Genomic DNA, 16,835 nt, shown 5'->3' with positions numbered 1-16,835 from the left:
GCTGTGACGTGCGCTTCCTCGCACGATTCAGTCCGAACGGACCACCGCGCGAGTGGGTCTCACCGCGAGCGCGCGGGCGGGGCGCAAGCGTTCGCGCACCGCCCGAACCCTCGCCGCTACCCCACCCGGCTCTTCGGCGGCAGCGGGAAGAACCCGCTGGTCCGCCGCACGTACTCGGCGTACCCGGGACGGCGCGACACGATGTCCTTCTCCAGCAACGGTTTGCCGCTGCCCTTGGCGAGCAGCCACGTCATGACCACCGGGCCGACGATCGTGAGCGCGCCCAGCCACGTGTGCAGCGCGAACAGGTACAGGCCCCACCACACGACGGAGTCGCCGAAGTAGTTCGGGTGCCTCGTGTAGCGCCACAACCCGCGGTCCATCACGGCGCCCTTGTTCGCCGGGTCCGCACGGAACCGGGAGAGCTGCCAGTCACCCACGGCCTCGAAGGTGAAGCCGACCAACCACACGCCAGTGCCCAGCCAATCTACCACTCCGAACGGGGCCGAAAGATGCTGCGCGGCCTGGACGGGCAGCGAGACGATCCACATCAGAACGGCCTGCAGGAGGTAGACGCGGTACATGCGCAGGCGCGGGTTTCCCTTGGCACGCCTCAGGATGTCCTGGTACCGCGGGTCCTCGTCCTTGCCCCGGTTGCGCGAGTGGATGTGCACGCCCAGGCGTACGCCCCACACCACGGTCAGAGCCGTGACCACCCACTGGCGAGTTGGTTCGCCGTCCGCGAACAGCAGCGTGACGACGGCGATCACGGCGAAGCCCGGGCCCCACACGGAGTCGATCAGGTCGTAGCGCTTGCGGGAGTCCGCGTACAGGAACAGCAGGCTCAGCAGCGCCAGCACGACCACCAGGCTGATCAGGAAGCTCATCGGGCCACCAGCTCACGGCGCACGCGCGGCATGCCGCTGCGACCGTTCTCGCTGCGCCGCACCGCCAAGATCTGGTCCACGCCCATCCGGCCCTCCTCGAACGTCAGCGCGCCGCCCGCGAGGTAGAGGCGCCAGACCCGTGCCTGGCCCTCGCCGACCAACGCGACGACGTCGTCCCAGCGCTCCTCCAGGGTCTCGGCCCAGGCGCGCACGGTCCAAACGTAGTGCTCGCGCAGCGCGTGCACGTCACGGATCTCCAGGCCGGCTCCTTCGAGGAAGCCCGTCGTGGCGCTGACCGGGCGCATGTGCATGTCCGGCGCCACGTACGACTCGATGAACGCGCCACCGCCCGGTGCGTTGCGGCCGCGCGACATCTGCTGCAGCAGCAGGCGTCCCTCGGGCTTGAGCAGCCGGTGCAGCGTCGCGGCGTACTCCGGGTAGTTGCTCTCGCCGACGTGCTCACCCATCTCGATGGTCGAGATCGCGTCGAACGGCTCGTCGCGCACCTCGCGGTAGTCCTGCAGGCGCACCTCGACGCGACCCGTCAGGCCCTCGGCCTCGATGCGGGTGAGGATGTGCGCGCGCTGCTGGGCGGAGATCGTCACGCCCGTCGCGTGCACGCCGTAGTGCTTCGCGGCGTGGATGATCATCGAGCCCCACCCGCAGCCGACGTCGAGCAGGCGCATGCCGGGCTGGAGGCCGAGCTTGCGGCAGACGAGGTCGAGCTTGTTGTGCTGCGCCTGCGCGAGCGGTTCGTCCTCGGACGTGAAGTACGCGCACGAGTAGGCCATGCTCGGGTCGAGCACGAGCCGGTAGAAGTCGTTGCTCAGGTCGTAGTGGTGCGAAATGGCGTCCCGGTCGCGGCTCTTGGTGTGCAGCGCGCCCCGCAGCCGTGCTTCCTCCTTCGGCGCGTCCGGATTGGGTCCCAGCACTTTCAGTTGCACTGCGAGTTTCGCGACCTCCGTGAGCTTGGGCCGCCGCGTGACACCACGCCGCACGAGACCCCAGATCTGGGAGAGACCGGTCGCGAGGTCACCCTCCACGTCGAGCTCCCCGCTCACGTACGCGCGCGCGAGCCCCAGCTCGTTCGGACTCCACACGAGCCGCCGCAACGCGTCGCGCGACCGGATCACGAGCACCGTGCCGTCCTGCGGCCCGGCGACGCTTCCGTCCCAAGCCCGAAATCCGATCGGCAAGGGCGCACCCAGCACCCGTTCGGCCATTCCCGCCAGCTGACCAGCGACGACCACCCTGCACCTCCTGCGTTACCCGGCTCCGCCAGACGTTCGAGACAGCAAGAGGTTCGGTTCGTTTCTGAACCGAGACGCAACCCCGGCCGTATGGCCTCGATAGAGCGAACGGATGGACAAGGAGGACATGAGTGTGATCCGACGTAACCGCATTGCCATCGGGCTCGCCGCGGGACTCGCAGTTGTGCTGGGTCTGGGTGTCTGGAGCGCCACGGGCAGTGGCACGAACTCCAAGCCGGTGGCACAAACCGAAACCGACCTGGGCGTCCTCGGTGACTACGGCGACGTGGGTCAGCCCCCGGTACTCCAGGAACCCGCGCAGGCCCCCGAAGCCCCCGTGCAGCAGCAGGCCCCGGAGACCCCGGTCGCGCAGCCCCCGGCGGCGCAGCCCCCCGCAGCAGCACCGGTCAGCACCTTGAGGCTGGTCGGCAAGAGCGTGGACAAGATGGGCCAGGTCGTCCAGGACGGCGATGGCCGCACCCTGTACCGCTTCGACAAGGACGTTCCGAAGCCGGAAGGCAAGTCCAACTGCAACGACCAGTGCGCGGTGACGTGGCCGCCGCTGTTCTCGGACACGGTTCCGCAGCTGGAAGGCGTCGACTCGAAGCTGGTCTCGCTGATCACCCGCGCTGACGGCAAGAAGCAGGTCGCCATCGACGGCTGGCCTCTCTACACCTATTCGAAGGACCCGGCGCCGGGCAAGTGGGCCGGCCAGGGCATCGGCAACACGTGGTTCGTGATCCAGCCCAACGGCAAGCGCAACGTCGAGTGCCTCCCGCCTGGTGTGACGGCTCCGGCTGCGTAACCCCACAGCGTCCCGTTAGGACGGTCCATCTGAGACACACATCACCCTGACACGGTGAAACCCCGGCCCTGGGGAAGGGGCCGGGGTTCCCGTCGTTTCGCTCCAGGGTTCGCAGAACGCGAAGGGGCGCCACCGTTCTCCGGTGGCGCCCCTTCGCGGTTCGGCTCAGAGAGTCGAGTACAGCGGGTGCTTCGCCGCCAGCACCTCGACACGCGCGCGCAGCTCGTCGATCGCCGCGTTCGGCTTGAGGGCCTCCGCGATCACGTCGGCGACCTCGGTGAAGTCGACCTCGCCGAACCCGCGGGTCGCGAGCGCCGGCGTGCCGATCCGCAGACCGGACGTCACCATCGGCGGACGCGGGTCGTTGGGGACGGCGTTGCGGTTGACCGTGATGCCGATCTGGTGCAGCACGTCCTCGGCCTGCTTGCCGTCGAGCTCGGAGCTCACCAGGTCGACGAGGACCAGGTGCACGTCCGTGCCGCCGGTCAGCACCTTCACGCCCGCGGCCGCGACGTCCGCCTGCGACAGGCGCTCGGCGAGGATCCGCGAGCCTTCGAGGGTGCGGCGCTGGCGGTCCGCGAACTCCGGCGAGGCGGCGTGCTTGAACGCCACGGCCTTGGCCGCGATGACGTGCTCCAGCGGGCCGCCCTGCTGGCCGGGGAACACCGCCGAGTTGATCTTCTTGGCGATGTCGGCGTCGTTCGACAGGATCACGCCGCCACGGGGACCGCCGAGGGTCTTGTGGGTCGTGGTCGTCGTGACGTGCGCGTGCGGCACGGGCGACGGGTGCAGGTCGGCGGCGACGAGGCCGGCGAAGTGCGCCATGTCGACCATCAGGTAGGCCTCGACCGAGTCCGCGATGCGGCGGAACTCGGCGAAGTCCAGCTGACGCGGGTAGGCGGACCAGCCCGCGACGATCAGCTTCGGGCGGTGCTCGGTCGCCAGGCGCTCGACCTCGGCCATGTCGACGCGGCCGTCGGAGTCCGCGACGTGGTACGGCACGACGTTGTAGAGCTTGCCGGAGAAGTTGATCCGCATGCCGTGCGTCAGGTGGCCGCCGTGCGCGAGGTCCAGGCCGAGGATCGTGTCGCCGGGCTGGAGCAGCGCGAACATCGCGGCCGCGTTGGCCTGCGCGCCCGAGTGCGGCTGGACGTTCGCGAAGCCGGCGCCGAAGAGCGACTTGATGCGCTCGATGGCGAGGCGCTCGACGACGTCCACGTGCTCGCACCCGCCGTAGTAGCGGCGGCCGGGGTAGCCCTCGGCGTACTTGTTCGTCAGCACCGAGCCCTGCGCCTGCAGCACCGAGACGGGCGTGAAGTTCTCCGAGGCGATCATCTCGAGCGTGCCCTGCTGGCGAGCCAGCTCGGCCGCAACGGCCTCGGCCACCTCGGGGTCGTACTCCGCGAGGGAAGCGTTGAACTGGTCGGACATCTGGAAGATCTCCCTACTTGGCGCGCTTGTAGAACGGAAGTGCGACGACCTCGACCGGCTGCTTCTTGCCGCGGACGTCCACCAGCAACTGGGTGCCCGGCTCGGCACTGGCCTTCGTCACGTAGGCCATGGCGACGGAGTAGCCGAGGGTCGGGGACAGCGCGCCCGACGTCACCTCGCCCACGACCTCGTCGCCGTTCAGCACCGCGTACCCGTGGCGCGGGGCACGGCGCTCGGGGGTCTTCAGCCCGACCAGGACCGAGTCCACACCGGACTCGGCGACCTTGGTCAGCGCGTCACGGCCCACGAAGTCGCCCGGCTTGTCGAGCTTCACGACGCGGCCCAGGTTCGCGTTGTACGGCGTCAGCGACGTGGTGAGCTCGTTGCCGTACAAGGGCATCCCGGCTTCGAGGCGCAGCGTGTCGCGGCAGCCGAGACCGCACGGCTTGAGCTCGTGCGTCTCGCCCGCGGTCAGCAGCGCCGCCCAGACGGCCGGCGCGTCGGCGGGCGCGACGAACAGCTCGAAGCCCTCCTCGCCGGTGTAGCCGGTGCGTGCCAGCAGGGCGTCGACACCGGCCACCGTGGACGGGTACGAGGCGTAGTACTTGACCGACGCCAGGTCCGTCTCGGTCAGGCCGGACAGGATCTCGACGGACTTGGGGCCCTGGATCGCGATCAGGGCGTAGTCCGTCGACTTGTCCGCGACGACGGTGTCGAAGCCGGCGGCGCGCTCGACCAGTGCTTCAGCCACCACTGAAGCGTTGGAGGCGTTCGCGACGACCATGAACTCCTGGTCGCCCAGGCGGTACACGATCAGGTCGTCGATCACGCCGCCGTCGGCCTGCGTGATCATCGTGTAGCGCGCCTTGCCGACGGCCAGCGCCGAGATGTGGCCGACGAGCGCGAAGTCGAGGGCCTCCCCCGCCTGCGGGCCGGTCAGGACGATCTCACCCATGTGCGTGAGGTCGAAGAGGCCCGCGGTCTGGCGCACCGCGTGGTGCTCCGCGAGCTCGGACGAGTAGCGCAGCGGCATCCGCCAGCCCGCGAAGTCGGTGAACATCGCGCCGAGCTGCTCGTGCTCGGCGTTCAGAGGCGTGAGGCGGGACATCAGAACGCTCCTCCAGGGTGCGCCAAAGGACCGGACGCGGCCGGCTGAGGCATCAGAAGAATGACACGGTCCATCGGAGACTCCTCACTAGAGCGAGCCTCCCCCTCTGTCATGAGCCTGAGAGCTTCGCCACGCAGAGCGTGACTTGCACCGTGGGCGAGGCTGCCGAGCAGCCTGCTTTCCAGAGTTGCCTTCGTCGTGCGGTACCTGTACCTGAGAGATTCCGGGGAGGAGTTGCTCCTACGGTGTCCCCGCTGAAGGGGACTCTCCCGCGCGACATCGACGGCCGTGTTCAGTTGGTAGCCCCAGACGCTAGCAGGCCAAACGTCACAACGGCACGCCCTGCGCGGTCTTCTCGACCACCTTGCGCTCCGCCCAGAAGGACAGGAACGGGATCGTGCCGGCGATCAGGACCAGCAGGGTGCCCTTGATCGACCAGCGCAGCTTGAGCGCCAGGTCGACGGAAATCACCAGGTAGATGGCGTAGAGGAAGCCGTGGATCGGGCCGACGACCTTCATCGCGCCACCCATGTCCGCGGCGTACTTGAGCACCATCGCCACGACCAGGAGCAGCAGGAAGACTCCGACCACGTAAGCCATGACCCTGAACCGGGTCAACGCACCCTTCATCTGCCCGCCTTCGCTCAACGACCGTCCCGCGCGTTGAGGTCCGCGAGCATGCGGTTGTAGGCCGCGAGCTCCGCGTCTTCGTCATCGTCGAGGTGCTCGACAGGCGCGGGTTTGACGGCGACAACCGTACTTTCCGGCCTGGGAGCAGGTGCAACCGGATCCTCGTCACGCCGCTGACGTGCCAGCCGGCGGAACCGCCACACCATGAAAAGGGGGAAGAGGCCGAAGAGCGGCCACTGGAGCACGTACCCGAGGTTCTGGAACGTGCCGCTGGCGGACTCGAAGCGCTGCCACTGCCACCAGGCGAGCCCGCAACAGACGATCAACGCCGCCAGACAGGCGAACGCGATCAGCACACGTTGGGGAGTAAGGAGGCCGCGCACGACCTCAGACTACTTGGGTGAGGCCTCCTGACGGAGGCCACCCCGTGGGGGTCCGGGGGCTTGCCCCCGGCTGGGGCGTGGGGGCTCGGCCCCCACAGAACACGCGGAACGATCGGGGTGAGCGCAGTCCGCGAACATGGGGGCCCCAATCGCGGAGCCCCGGTCCACTACGCCACGCCGTCCCGGCGCTGCCTCTGCAGACGAGCAACACACCAGGCCGCGGCGGAGCCACGACGAAGGTGCTGGAGAACCGTCATCGGTCCCAGGCGCCTCCCGAGGTCGGCAGGGGACAGGCCGGCCGCGCGGTAGTCGAGCGCGCGCTGGTCCAACGGGCTGATGCCCGCGTCCCACCACTGCTCGGCCTCGGCGACGTCGCCCACCAGCTGCCAGTAGCTCGCCGCGGCGGCGAGCAGTGCCTCGGGTGCCTCCGGCGCCCGCTTGCGCATCGCGGCCACGTAGGCCGGATCCGCCGAGTCGACCTTGACCAAGCCACGCGACCCGCTCCTGCCGCCCCGCTGGACGGGGATGCCAGGCGCCGAGGGGGGAGCCTCCGCGAGCCACGCGTTCTTGATCCGGTTCACCTCCTGCATCTCTGCGTCATCAGACCGTTCAGCCGCCCACTGCTGCAACAGCTCGTGGACCCCGGAGTCCTCGACCATATGTGCCTCCTCGTCGGTCGGGGATCGGCCATTGCAGCGGAAGGTATTCGGTAGGTCTGACAATCGCCAGACCCTGAATCGCCAGAACACCCGTTACCAGTGCGTGATTGGCCGCTTTCCACCCATCCGGCTCAACGCAGATGGCCGAGGATCACCGTCCGTCACTAGCTGAGCGGGGTGGCCGTCCCGAAGAGGCTCCTGATGAAGGTGATGATCGACTCCGCCCCCTGACGCAGCCAGCCGAGAACCTGCTGGACCGCCGAAGCGGACTGCTCGGGCTGGGTGATCAGGAGGAACAGCACCAGCGCGACGCCCGCCAGCACTAGCACCTTCTTGAGGTTCACAGGTACCTCTCCGTCCGTGTGGTTCACCGGTCGGGCGGCCGGCCGCCCGTGTCACCCGACATGGTCCCTCATTCACCCGGCCGATGAACAACGACCACGCCAAACCGTCCCGGGGTTCCGCCAGCGGCACACGCCTGCACGGCGCCCAACGTCACCCGAATGGCGGCTAAAGAGGGGCGTCAACAGCGCCGATGTCCTGGGCACGAGGTGAACACGGACTCCCTCGCATCCCACAGCTTGGAAGAGAGACTGTTGCACCGGGCCTCACCCGGATGCCGAACGTCCCCCATCACGCACCGTCACGCCTTCGTGGCGCTATTAATGCGCACCCGAACATTCATCCAATTACTCCAGACCGACGCAGTTCCATAATTCGAGCCTCCGCCACACCCATGTCGGCAAGCACTTCCCCGGTGTTCGTCCCGGTCGAAACCGGAGCCGTGGGAACACCCGCCGGGGTGCGGTCGAAGCGGGGCGCCGGAGCCGGATGCGGCGAACCGGACACGTCCACGAACGAGTTGCGCGCCGCGTTGTACGGGTGAACCGCCGCCTCGGCCGGGGTCAGCACCGGCGCCAGGCACGCGTCCGTGCCCTCCGCGAGGTCCGCCCACTCGTCGCGCGGCCGGGTCTTCACCGCCGCCGCGATGCGTTCCCGCAGCTCAGGCCAGTTCGCCGGGTCGTTGCGCGACGGAGCGTCCTCCAGCCCCAGCACGCGGACCAGGTCGGCGTAGAACTTCTCCTCCAGCGCGCCGATGGCCACGTACCTGCCGTCCGCGGCCTCGTAGACGTCGTAGAACGGCACTCCGCCGTCGAGCATGTTCTCGCCCCGGCCACCGGACCACATGCCCGCGGACCGCATCCCGTGCAGGAACGTCGTCAGCAACGCAGCCCCGTCGACCATGGCCGCGTCGACGACCTGGCCCCGTCCGGAGCGTTCCCTTTCATACAGCGCGGCGAGCACGCCGAGGGCCAGCAGCAGCCCTCCCCCGCCGAAGTCGCCGAGCAGGTTGATCGGGAACGACGGCGGCCCGCCGGCGCGTCCGAGGGGCTCCAGCGCCCCCGCGACGGCGATGTAGTTGATGTCGTGGCCCGCGCGGTCGGACAGGGGCCCGTCCTGGCCCCAGCCGGTCATGCGTCCGTACACGAGGCGCGGGTTGCGGGCGAGGCACTGCGCCGGGCCGATGCCCAGCCGTTCGGTGACGCCCGGCCGGAAGCCCTCGATCAGCACGTCCGAGCGTTCGACGAGTTGCAGCACCAACTCGGCGCCCTCGGGCTTGCGGGTGTCGATGGCGATCGAGCGCCGGTTGCGGCCCAGGAAGTCGCCGGGGACGGTCGAGCGGCTCCCCGGCTTGTGCACCTGGACCACGTCGGCGCCCAGGTCGGCGAGCACCATGCAGCCGAACGGCGCGGGCGCGAGCCCGGCGAGCTCGACGACGCGGAGTCCTGCCAGCGGCCCCGTCACAGGGACCTCGCGATGATTTCCTTCATGATCTCGTTCGTCCCGCCGTAGATCCGCTGCACGCGGGCGTCGGACCAGGCGCGCGCGATCGGGTACTCGTTCATGTAGCCGTAGCCGCCGAAGAGCTGCACGCACTCGTCGACGACTTTGCTCAGCCGGTCGCTGGCCCACCACTTCGCCATCGCCGCGGTCGGGACGTCCAGCTCGCCGCGCAGGTGCTTCTCGATGCACTCGTCGATGAACGCCCTGGTCACGGCTGCCTCGGTGGCGCACTCGGCGAGCTTGAAGCGGGTGTTCTGGAACTTGATCAGCTCCTTGCCGAACGCCGTGCGCTCCTTCACGTACTTCAGCGTCAGCTCGGTGGCCGCCTCGATGCCCGCGATGCAGCAGACGCCGATGATCAGGCGTTCCTGCGGCAGCTGCTGCATGAGCTGGACGAACCCGAGGCCCTCCTGCCCGCCGAGGAGGTTCGCGGCGGGCACGCGGACGTCGTCGAAGAACAGCTCGGCGGTGTCCTGGCCCTTCATGCCGACCTTGTCGAGCACGCGACCGCGCCGGATGTCGTTCTCCACGACCAGCAGCGAGATGCCGGTGGCGCCCTGCGCCGGGTCGGTCTTGGCCACGACGATCACCAGCTCGGCGTGCACGCCGTTCGTGATGAACGTCTTCGAGCCGTTGATGACGTACTCGTCGCCGTCCCTGATCGCCTTCGTCCGGATGCCCTGCAGGTCGGAGCCCGCGCCGGGTTCGGTCATCGCGATCGCGCCGACGAGCTCGCCGGACGCGAGCTTCGGCAGCCAGCGCCGCTTCTGCTCCTCGGAGCCGTAGGAGTTGATGTAGTGGGCCACGATGCCGCTGTGGACGCTGTTGCCCCACGCGCTGTCGCCGGCTCGCGCCTGCTCCTCCAGCAACACGGCCTCGTGCGCGAACGTGCCGCCCCCGCCGCCGTACTCCTCCGGGATGCTCAGGCACAGCAGCCCGAGCTCGCCGGCCTTGGTCCACAGCTCCCGGTCGACCTGCTTCTGCTCGGCGAAGCGTTCGACGTTCGGCGTGACCTCCTTCTCGAAGAACGTGCGCGCGAGCTGGCGCAACTGGTCCAGGTCGCTGTCCATCCACCGCGATCGACGCTCAGCCATGCGGTCCACGAAACCACCGGGCGGTGGTCCACGCCATGACCGCCGCGCCTGCAGACCCGGAGAAAACTGAGCGAAATTCCCACCCCGTTCGGCCAGACTGCTCGGTATGCAGATCCACCAGGTTATGCCGGACGACTGGGCGCTGTGGCGCGACGTCCGCCTGGAAGCGCTGGCCAGCGACCCCGACGGGTTCGGCTCGACGCTGGTCCGCGAGCAGGCGTTCACCGAGGACGACTGGCGGGAGTCCGTCGAGCACGGGCTGAAGTTCGTGGCGCTCGTCCCGGAACCCGCCGGGCTGGTCGGGGCGGCCTCCAAGCCGAGTGGCCTGGAGCTGTACTCGATGTGGGTGCGGTCCTCGCACCGCGGGCGCGGCGTCGGGGAGGCGCTGGTCGGCGCCGTGCTGACGAAGGCCGCCGAGGGAGGCTGGAAGGTCGTGCGGCTGCGCGTGTACGACGACAACGAACCGGCCCGGCGGCTCTACAAGCGTCTTGGGTTCGTTGACTCCGACGAGCCGGAGCACATGGAGTTCCACGTGAGCTAATCGGTCACCCTTCACGGTCATGGCCAGCTCCCGCACGCGGGCCTAGCGTGGTGCCATGAGCGAAGCCTTGATCTTCGACGCGGTGCGCACGCCGCGCGGCAAGGGGAAGCGGGGGTCGCTGCACAGCGTCAAGCCCGTCGAGCTGGCCGCCGGTGTGCTGCGCGCGCTGTCCGAACGCAACTCCCTCGACACCTCCGCGGTGGACGACGTCGTGCTCGGCGTCGTGTCCCCGATCGGCGAGCAGGGCGGCGACATCGCCCGGACCGCGGTGCTGGCCGCCGGGTGGGACCAGCGTCCCGCCGGGGTGCAGCTCAACCGGTTCTGCGCGTCAGGCCTCGAGTCGGTGAACCTCGCCGCGGCCAAGGTCGCGTCCGGGTTCGAGGACCTGGTGGTCGCGGGGGGCGTCGAGTCGATGTCGCGCGTGCCGATGGGCTCGGACGGCGGCGCGTGGGCGATCGACCCGCAGACGAACTTCGACCTCTCGTTCGTGCCGCAGGGCGTGTCGGCCGACCTGATCGCGACGCTGGAGGGCTTCTCCCGCACGGACGTCGACGCGTGGGCCGCCCGGTCGCACGCCCGCGCGTTCGAGGCGCAGAAGAACGGCTGGTTCGAGCGGTCCGTCGTGCCGGTCGTCGACCAGAACGGCACGGTGGTGCTCAAGGAGGACGAGACGATCCGTCCCGAGTCCACCGTGGAGTCCCTCGGAAGGCTCAAGCCGAGCTTCCAGTTCCACGGCGACCTCGGCTACGACACCGTCGCCATCGACCGCTACCCGACCGTCGAGCGCATCTCCCACGTGCACACGCCGGGCAACTCGTCGCAGATCGTCGACGGCGCCGCGGCGATGCTGATCGGCTCCGCCGCCGCCGGCCAGTCCCTCAGCCTCACGCCCCGCGCCCGGATCGTCTCCGTCGCCGTCGTGGGCACCGAGCCGACGATCATGCTCACCGGGCCCGCGCCGTCCGCGCGCAAGGCCCTGGACAAGGCCGGGCTCTCGGTCGAGGACATCGACCTGTTCGAGGTCAACGAGGCGTTCTCGTCGGTCGTGCTGAAGTTCCTGCGGGACATGGACATCCCCGAGGACAAGGTCAACGTCAACGGCGGCGCGATCGCGCTGGGCCACCCGCTGGGCGCCACGGGCTGCATGATCCTCGGCACGCTGCTCGACGAGCTGGAGCGCCGGGACCTGCGCCGGGGCCTCGCCACGTTGTGCGTGGGCGGCGGCATGGGTATCGCGACGATCATCGAGAGGGTCTGAGGCATGCCGTTCCACTACGACAAGGACGCGGACGGCGTCGTCACCCTGACGATGGACATGTCCGGCTCCGCCAACGTCATGAACGACGAGTACCGCGAGCTGATGGGCGACGCGGTCTCCAAGCTCGAGGCCGACGACATCACGGGCGTGATCATCACGTCCGCCAAGAAGACGTTCTTCGCCGGTGGCGACCTCAACGTGCTGATCGCGATCACGCCGGAGAACGCCTCGCAGGCGCTGGAAGGCGTCGAGGAGCTCAAGTCCCAGCTGCGGCGCCTGGAGAAGCTCGGCAAGCCGGTCGTGGCGGCGATCAACGGCACCGCGCTCGGTGGCGGGTTCGAGATCGCGCTGGCCTCGCACCGCCGGATCGTCCTGAACGACAACGGCATCCGCGTCGGCCTGCCCGAGGCGACGCTGGGCCTGCTGCCCGGCGGCGGTGGCGTCACGCGCATGGTGCGGTTGCTCGGCGTGCAGAAGGCGTTGCCGTTGCTCATGGAGGGCAAGCAGCTGCGTCCGGAACGCGCGCTGCAGGCCGGGATCGTGCACCAGGTCGTGGAGACGCGCGAGGAGCTGATCTCCGAGGCCCGCGCGTGGATCGCGGCGAACCCGGCGCCGTCGCAGCCCTGGGACGTGCAGGGTGCCGGCGTGCCGGACCTGAAGTTCGGCGACCCCAACAGCTACGGGCTCCTGGCGGCGGCTCCGGCCGTGCTGAGCAAGAAGTCGCACGGCGTCTACCCGGCGCCGGAGAAGATCATGGCGACGGCCGTCGAGGGCGCCTACGTCGACTTCGACACCGCACTGCGGATCGAGGGCCGCTACTTCGTGGAGCTGGCCTCCGGCCAGGTCTCCAAGAACATGATCACCGCGTTCTGGTTCAACCTCAACGAGGTCAACGGCCGCGCGTCCGCCACGGGCAAGCGCGTGGCGAAGCTCGGCGTGCTGGGCGCGGGCATGATGGGCGCCGGAATCGCCGAGGTGTCCGCGAAGGCGGGCATCGAGGTGGTCCTGAAGGACGTCAGCCTCGAAGGCGCCCAGAAGGGCGCTCAGGGCCTGGAAGGCATCACGCCGACCGACTCGGACGACGACCTCGCGGGCTGCGACCTGATCATCGAGGCCGTGTTCGAGAACCGCGAGCTGAAGAACAAGGTCCTGCCCGCGGCGGAGGCGAAGGCGTTGCCGGACGCGGTGATCGCGTCCAACACCTCGACGCTGCCGATCACCGGCCTCGCGTCGGCGGTGACGGCGCCGGAGCGGTTCATCGGCCTGCACTTCTTCTCGCCCGTGCCGAAGATGCGGCTCGTGGAGATCATCCGCGGCGAGAAGACGTCCGAGGAGACGTTGCAACGCGCGCTGGACTACGTGCGGCAGATCGGGAAGACGCCGATCGTCGTCAACGACTCGCGCGGCTTCTACACCTCGCGGACGTTCGGCACGTACGTGATCGAGGCGATCACGATGCTGGCCGAGGGCGTGGCGCCGGCGTTGATCGAGAACGTCGCGAAGAAGTCCGGCATGGCGGTCGGCCCGCTGGCGGTGTCGGACGAGGTGACGCTGTCGTTGCAGCTGAAGATCCACGACCAGACGCTCGCCGACGACCCGTCGCTCGTGTCGGAGAGCCCGGCCTACGACCTCATCCGCGAGCTGGTCTCGCTGGGGCGCAGCGGGAAGTCGACCGGCGCGGGCTTCTACGAGTACCCCGACGGCGGCAGGAAGTTCCTGTGGCCCGAGCTCACGACCCGGTACGCGAAGGCCGACGCGGGCGTGTCCGAGCAGGACGTGCGGGACCGGCTGCTGTTCGTGCAGTCGCTGGAAACGGTGCGGTGCCTGGACGAGGGCGTGCTGACGTCGGTGGCGGACGCGAACATCGGCTCGATCTTCGGGTTCGGGTTCGCGCCGTGGAGCGGCGGCACTCTGCAGTTCATCAACTCCTACGGCGTGCAGGCGTTCGTGGAGCGCGCGGACTACCTCGCCGACACGTACGGGGAGCGGTTCCGTCCCCCGGCCTCGCTGCGGGAGCGCGACAAGTTCTAGGCGCGGTAGGAGCCGGGTGAGGACCCGGTCCACCGCTTGAAGGCCCGGTGGAAGGCGCTCGCCTCGGAGAACCCGAGGCGCAGCGCCAACTCCTCCACCGACTCCCCGCCCCGCACGAGTGAGGCCACCGCCTGGTCGCGCAGCAGCTGCTCGCGCACCTCGCGGAACGACGTGCCCTCCCCCGCGAGCCTGCGCCGCAACGTCGGCGCCGACACCCCGAGCTGGGCCGCCACGGCCTCCAGCCCGGTGACCCCGCGCCCGAGCAGCCGCCGCACGTGCCCCGCCGTGTCCGCGCCGTGGTCCCGGCGCGACAACAGCTCCGCCGGCGAGTGCCGCAGGAACCGCTTCAGCGCCGCCTCGTCCTGCACCACCGGCATCCGCAGGAACTTCGGGTCGAACGCGATCGTGGTGGCGCTCGCCCCGAACCGCAGCGGGCAGCCGAAGATCAGGTGGTACTCGGCGGCGTGCGGGGGTTCCGGATACCCGAACTCGGCTTGCTGCAAGGGGATGCGGCGGCCGATGAGCCACGACGACAAGCGGTGCCACAGCACGAGCAGTGACTCGGTCAGGAAGTGGTCCGGGTCGCCGGGAATGTGGAGCGTGAAGCGGCCACCGTCGAGAGAGAGCTCCAGCGGCTCATCGAAGAGCGCGTAGAACGCCAGCCCTCTCTTGAGCGCCGCTTCAAGATCTGGGCAGTGCACGGCGAGAAGGCACATCATCGCGAACGTGCCGCGCTTGGACGGTTTCGGCCCGAAGCCCATGAACTCGTCGTCGAGGACTTCCCAGAGCGTCTGGATGAACTTCGTGTACTGAGCGGGCGTGACGCGCGCACGGTCGTCCGCGAGAAGACTCGGGGGAATGCCCGCACCGAGCAGGACGACAGACGGCTCCGGGCACGCGCGGAGCGCCGCACGCACGTAATGGATCGCCACGGTCCTGGTGTGCACAGCCCACAGTAAACGCCACCGGCGGTGACGCGGCTCCGGGGAGAGTTGGAGCCGCGTCACCGCCGCAGTGGGCCCACCAGTGAGCCGTACTCCTCGCCAACGGGGCTTCCGCACGCCCGCCGGCAAGGGACGATGTCGTGTGCGTTGACGTTAACGCTATGTGGTCTAGACCAGGAAAGTCAACAGCGAAAGAAAACTGCCGGTTCTTGATGTTTCATGCTTGTTCCAGTGGCGCTACGGCGAAGCCCGCACTGAACCTCTGGCACCAGATGACGACACTCCGAATGGCGGACACATCGACCCCGGCGGGAATGTCGTACACCTGATCGCCACGGTTTCCCTTCAGCTTGCCCAAACTCGTGAATCCCTGCCCAAAGGTCTTCTCGGACGAGCTGGACGCGTGCGGGGACAGGTAAACGTACAGGTCAGGGCCATCGCTGGTGTCCAAGCCGGCGAATTGGACCGAATGCGCGCCACCCGGCAACCGAACAAGGCTCGCCTTACCCGTCGTCGCGTGCTCAAGGGAGCGCCACTGCCCCATCGCGACCTCCTTCGCCGTTTCGACGGGCGCCTCGACAGAGGTCGAAGCAGAGGTCGAGGCAGAGGTCGAGACAGGAGCCGTCACGGACGTGGTCGGCACAAGCAACGCCTCATGAGTTTCGCGAACCGTGAGCAGCCTCCACGGCTGGAACAGGTACAACCCGACCCCGAGCGCGACGACCAGGAAAACTGAGACGGGAATCAGGAATCGACGAAGGCGCATACCGAAAATACTGGCCCAAACCGGACCGAAAAGAGCTTACGGAGTTGTTAGGGTGCTCAGCCGTGGCGACACAGGCGAGGATCGGCCAGGCCGTGCTCGGCGTCCTGATGGTCGGCTGCGCGCTGACGGGCCTCTTCCCCAGACCGGTCCCACTCCTGTTCGCCATCGCAGCAGTAGGCACGGTCAACGCCGCGTTCCCCCTCATGCGCACGTTCGGCTCAGCTCTACTGGGCGGCGTAGCAGCGGCTTCCATAGCCCTCTCCTCGGTCCCGTTCGTCACGTGCTCCACGGAACGCTTCACCGAGGTGTTCACCTGCTCGGGTGACGCTCCGACGTGGCATCTGACCGGAACCGTGCTGGTGGCAGGCCTTTCAGGGGCCAGTTTGGTACTCGCCCGCATCACAGTTCAGTGACAGCGATCACTCAACCGGGGCCATCAAGGAGCCGATAAGGCATCCAGGTGAGCGTTCTCCTGCGACCGGCCCAGCCGGTAATCTGCCGAAGAGCGTGATCGCCCGACTTCACACCGTGAGCATTCAGAGGAGGACTGCTGTGCGTGCACTGTGGGCCGCAGGTGGTTCCGCCGTGCTCGGGTCAGCGTTGCTCGGTGTGCTGGTAGGCATGGCGATCCACGGAGCGGCGGGCGAAGACCCGTTGAGCAGAACACCCGCATCCACCTGGATCAGCTCCACCCCCAGCACCCGGTCGAGCTCAACGGAGAGCTCGACCGCGAACAGCAGCGCGCCGCCGAGCTCCAGCAGCTCGCCCCCGAGCACGCAGCAGCCACAAAAGACCACGACCCCACCCCCGGCGGCGACGAACCCGGCCCAGCCGCCACCCCCACCGGCGGAAACGACGACGCCACCGCCATCGTCCTCAGGCTGGCCGTGCAGCCCGCTGAACCCACTGCCCCCGCCAACCTGCAAGAACCTGGGCAACTAGCGCCAGGGCAGGCCAAACGGGACACCGGATCGCACGCGATACCGAAGGCGAGCCGCACTCAAGCGATGCCGAAGGCGAGCAGCTTCAAGCGATGCCGAAGGCGAGCCGTCTTTCCATAAGAGCTGGGCGGTGGGGTCCCATCACGAGTCGCGCCACAGCTCTTGCTGCATGCAGGTGGGGGTGTCAACTCGACACGCTTTTCGTCGGGTTTTAACCCCACCCAGCCAGGGGGCCGGGGGCTTTTAAACAAAAACCAGGCCC

General features: G+C 68.7%; 18 protein-coding genes and 2 riboswitches. Of the genes, 5 read left to right on the top strand and 13 right to left on the bottom strand.

From position 1 onward, the window contains the following. Positions 1 to 116: 116 nt before the first annotated feature. Positions 117 to 887, bottom strand: coding sequence for a DUF1295 domain-containing protein (locus ACWF7A_RS34315; RefSeq protein WP_452254658.1), 771 nt, complete (start codon positions 885 to 887; stop codon positions 117 to 119). After that, positions 884 to 2,110, bottom strand: a complete 1,227-nt coding sequence (locus ACWF7A_RS34310; RefSeq protein WP_452254720.1) for a class I SAM-dependent methyltransferase — start codon at positions 2,108 to 2,110, stop codon at positions 884 to 886. The genes ACWF7A_RS34315 and ACWF7A_RS34310 overlap by 4 nt, the downstream gene beginning before the upstream one ends. A gap of 160 nt (positions 2,111 to 2,270) precedes the next feature. Between ACWF7A_RS34310 and ACWF7A_RS34305 the strand changes: the two genes are divergently transcribed. Beyond that, entirely contained in the window at positions 2,271 to 2,942 is a 672-nt protein-coding gene (locus ACWF7A_RS34305; RefSeq protein WP_452254657.1) for a COG4315 family predicted lipoprotein, read from the top strand. 165 nt (positions 2,943 to 3,107) lie between these two features. Here the strand turns inward: ACWF7A_RS34305 and glyA are convergent, their stop codons facing one another. The 8 genes from glyA to ACWF7A_RS34265 all read right to left on the bottom strand — a co-directional run bounded on the left by glyA (position 3,108) and on the right by ACWF7A_RS34265 (position 10,092). Beyond that, entirely contained in the window at positions 3,108 to 4,373 is a 1,266-nt protein-coding gene (glyA, locus tag ACWF7A_RS34300) for a serine hydroxymethyltransferase (protein WP_452254656.1), read from the bottom strand. Between the two features lie 13 nt (positions 4,374 to 4,386). After that, positions 4,387 to 5,481, bottom strand: a complete 1,095-nt coding sequence (gene gcvT, locus ACWF7A_RS34295) for a glycine cleavage system aminomethyltransferase GcvT (protein ID WP_452254655.1) — start codon at positions 5,479 to 5,481, stop codon at positions 4,387 to 4,389. A 99-nt stretch (positions 5,482 to 5,580) separates the two neighbouring features. Beyond that, a riboswitch (glycine riboswitch) is annotated at positions 5,581 to 5,671 on the bottom strand. Position 5,672: 1 nt separating this feature from the next. Then, positions 5,673 to 5,763, bottom strand: a riboswitch (glycine riboswitch). A 45-nt stretch (positions 5,764 to 5,808) separates the two neighbouring features. After that, positions 5,809 to 6,111: a DUF3817 domain-containing protein gene (locus tag ACWF7A_RS34290; protein ID WP_266041676.1), complete on the bottom strand. Its 303-nt coding sequence runs from the start codon at positions 6,109 to 6,111 to the stop codon at positions 5,809 to 5,811. 14 nt (positions 6,112 to 6,125) lie between these two features. Beyond that, on the bottom strand, positions 6,126 to 6,494 hold the full coding sequence (locus ACWF7A_RS34285; protein WP_452254654.1) for a hypothetical protein: 369 nt from the start codon (positions 6,492 to 6,494) through the stop codon (positions 6,126 to 6,128). A 167-nt stretch (positions 6,495 to 6,661) separates the two neighbouring features. Beyond that, positions 6,662 to 7,153, bottom strand: a complete 492-nt coding sequence (locus tag ACWF7A_RS34280) for a transcriptional regulator (protein ID WP_090012227.1) — start codon at positions 7,151 to 7,153, stop codon at positions 6,662 to 6,664. 164 nt (positions 7,154 to 7,317) lie between these two features. Then, positions 7,318 to 7,497, bottom strand: coding sequence for a hypothetical protein (locus ACWF7A_RS34275; RefSeq protein ID WP_030476968.1), 180 nt, complete (start codon positions 7,495 to 7,497; stop codon positions 7,318 to 7,320). A 337-nt stretch (positions 7,498 to 7,834) separates the two neighbouring features. After that, entirely contained in the window at positions 7,835 to 8,959 is a 1,125-nt protein-coding gene (locus ACWF7A_RS34270; protein WP_452254653.1) for a CaiB/BaiF CoA transferase family protein, read from the bottom strand. Continuing rightward, positions 8,956 to 10,092, bottom strand: a complete 1,137-nt coding sequence (locus ACWF7A_RS34265) for an acyl-CoA dehydrogenase family protein (protein ID WP_452254652.1) — start codon at positions 10,090 to 10,092, stop codon at positions 8,956 to 8,958. The genes ACWF7A_RS34270 and ACWF7A_RS34265 overlap by 4 nt, the downstream gene beginning before the upstream one ends. Before the next feature lie 106 nt (positions 10,093 to 10,198). Between ACWF7A_RS34265 and ACWF7A_RS34260 the strand changes: the two genes are divergently transcribed. From ACWF7A_RS34260 to ACWF7A_RS34250, 3 genes are read left to right on the top strand one after another with little or no spacing between them, the layout of a single operon-like run. Continuing rightward, on the top strand, positions 10,199 to 10,633 hold the full coding sequence (locus tag ACWF7A_RS34260) for a GNAT family N-acetyltransferase (RefSeq protein WP_452254651.1): 435 nt from the start codon (positions 10,199 to 10,201) through the stop codon (positions 10,631 to 10,633). A 55-nt stretch (positions 10,634 to 10,688) separates the two neighbouring features. Next, positions 10,689 to 11,891, top strand: coding sequence for an acetyl-CoA C-acetyltransferase (locus tag ACWF7A_RS34255; RefSeq protein WP_452254650.1), 1,203 nt, complete (start codon positions 10,689 to 10,691; stop codon positions 11,889 to 11,891). 3 nt (positions 11,892 to 11,894) lie between these two features. Continuing rightward, entirely contained in the window at positions 11,895 to 13,922 is a 2,028-nt protein-coding gene (locus ACWF7A_RS34250) for a 3-hydroxyacyl-CoA dehydrogenase NAD-binding domain-containing protein (protein ID WP_452254649.1), read from the top strand. Here the strand turns inward: ACWF7A_RS34250 and ACWF7A_RS34245 are convergent. Both ACWF7A_RS34245 and ACWF7A_RS34240 read right to left on the bottom strand, forming a co-directional pair. Beyond that, positions 13,919 to 14,869, bottom strand: a complete 951-nt coding sequence (locus tag ACWF7A_RS34245) for an AraC family transcriptional regulator (RefSeq protein WP_452254648.1) — start codon at positions 14,867 to 14,869, stop codon at positions 13,919 to 13,921. The genes ACWF7A_RS34250 and ACWF7A_RS34245 overlap by 4 nt on opposite strands. 214 nt (positions 14,870 to 15,083) lie before the next feature. Continuing rightward, positions 15,084 to 15,632, bottom strand: a complete 549-nt coding sequence (locus ACWF7A_RS34240; protein WP_452254647.1) for a DM13 domain-containing protein — start codon at positions 15,630 to 15,632, stop codon at positions 15,084 to 15,086. 62 nt (positions 15,633 to 15,694) lie between these two features. Here ACWF7A_RS34240 and ACWF7A_RS34235 point away from each other — a divergent pair, with 62 nt between their 5' ends. Continuing rightward, entirely contained in the window at positions 15,695 to 16,045 is a 351-nt protein-coding gene (locus tag ACWF7A_RS34235; protein WP_382439938.1) for a hypothetical protein, read from the top strand. A gap of 123 nt (positions 16,046 to 16,168) precedes the next feature. On the opposite strand, the gene ACWF7A_RS34230 is transcribed toward ACWF7A_RS34235, so the two are convergent. Further along, entirely contained in the window at positions 16,169 to 16,570 is a 402-nt protein-coding gene (locus ACWF7A_RS34230; RefSeq protein WP_452254646.1) for a hypothetical protein, read from the bottom strand. Positions 16,571 to 16,835 lie beyond the last annotated feature (265 nt).

The sequence above is a fragment of the Lentzea sp. NPDC055074 genome, assembly GCF_053608005.1.
This window is presented reverse-complemented; position numbering and strand designations above follow the sequence as displayed.

Bases quoted from the DNA above. Each gene is read 5' to 3' on its own strand.
- glyA (WP_452254656.1), bottom strand. From the start codon at position 4,373: ATGTCCGACCAGTTCAACGCTTCCCTCGCGGAGTACGACCCCGAGGTG.
- ACWF7A_RS34290 (WP_266041676.1), bottom strand. From the start codon at position 6,111: ATGAAGGGTGCGTTGACCCGGTTCAGGGTCATGGCTTACGTGGTCGGA.
- ACWF7A_RS34240 (WP_452254647.1), bottom strand. From the start codon at position 15,632: ATGCGCCTTCGTCGATTCCTGATTCCCGTCTCAGTTTTCCTGGTCGTC.
- ACWF7A_RS34260 (WP_452254651.1), top strand. From the start codon at position 10,199: ATGCAGATCCACCAGGTTATGCCGGACGACTGGGCGCTGTGGCGCGAC.
- ACWF7A_RS34315 (WP_452254658.1), bottom strand. From the start codon at position 887: ATGAGCTTCCTGATCAGCCTGGTGGTCGTGCTGGCGCTGCTGAGCCTG.
- ACWF7A_RS34310 (WP_452254720.1), bottom strand. From the start codon at position 2,110: ATGGCCGAACGGGTGCTGGGTGCGCCCTTGCCGATCGGATTTCGGGCT.
- ACWF7A_RS34255 (WP_452254650.1), top strand. From the start codon at position 10,689: ATGAGCGAAGCCTTGATCTTCGACGCGGTGCGCACGCCGCGCGGCAAG.
- ACWF7A_RS34280 (WP_090012227.1), bottom strand. From the start codon at position 7,153: ATGGTCGAGGACTCCGGGGTCCACGAGCTGTTGCAGCAGTGGGCGGCT.
- gcvT (WP_452254655.1), bottom strand. From the start codon at position 5,481: ATGTCCCGCCTCACGCCTCTGAACGCCGAGCACGAGCAGCTCGGCGCG.
- ACWF7A_RS34265 (WP_452254652.1), bottom strand. From the start codon at position 10,092: ATGGCTGAGCGTCGATCGCGGTGGATGGACAGCGACCTGGACCAGTTG.
- ACWF7A_RS34250 (WP_452254649.1), top strand. From the start codon at position 11,895: ATGCCGTTCCACTACGACAAGGACGCGGACGGCGTCGTCACCCTGACG.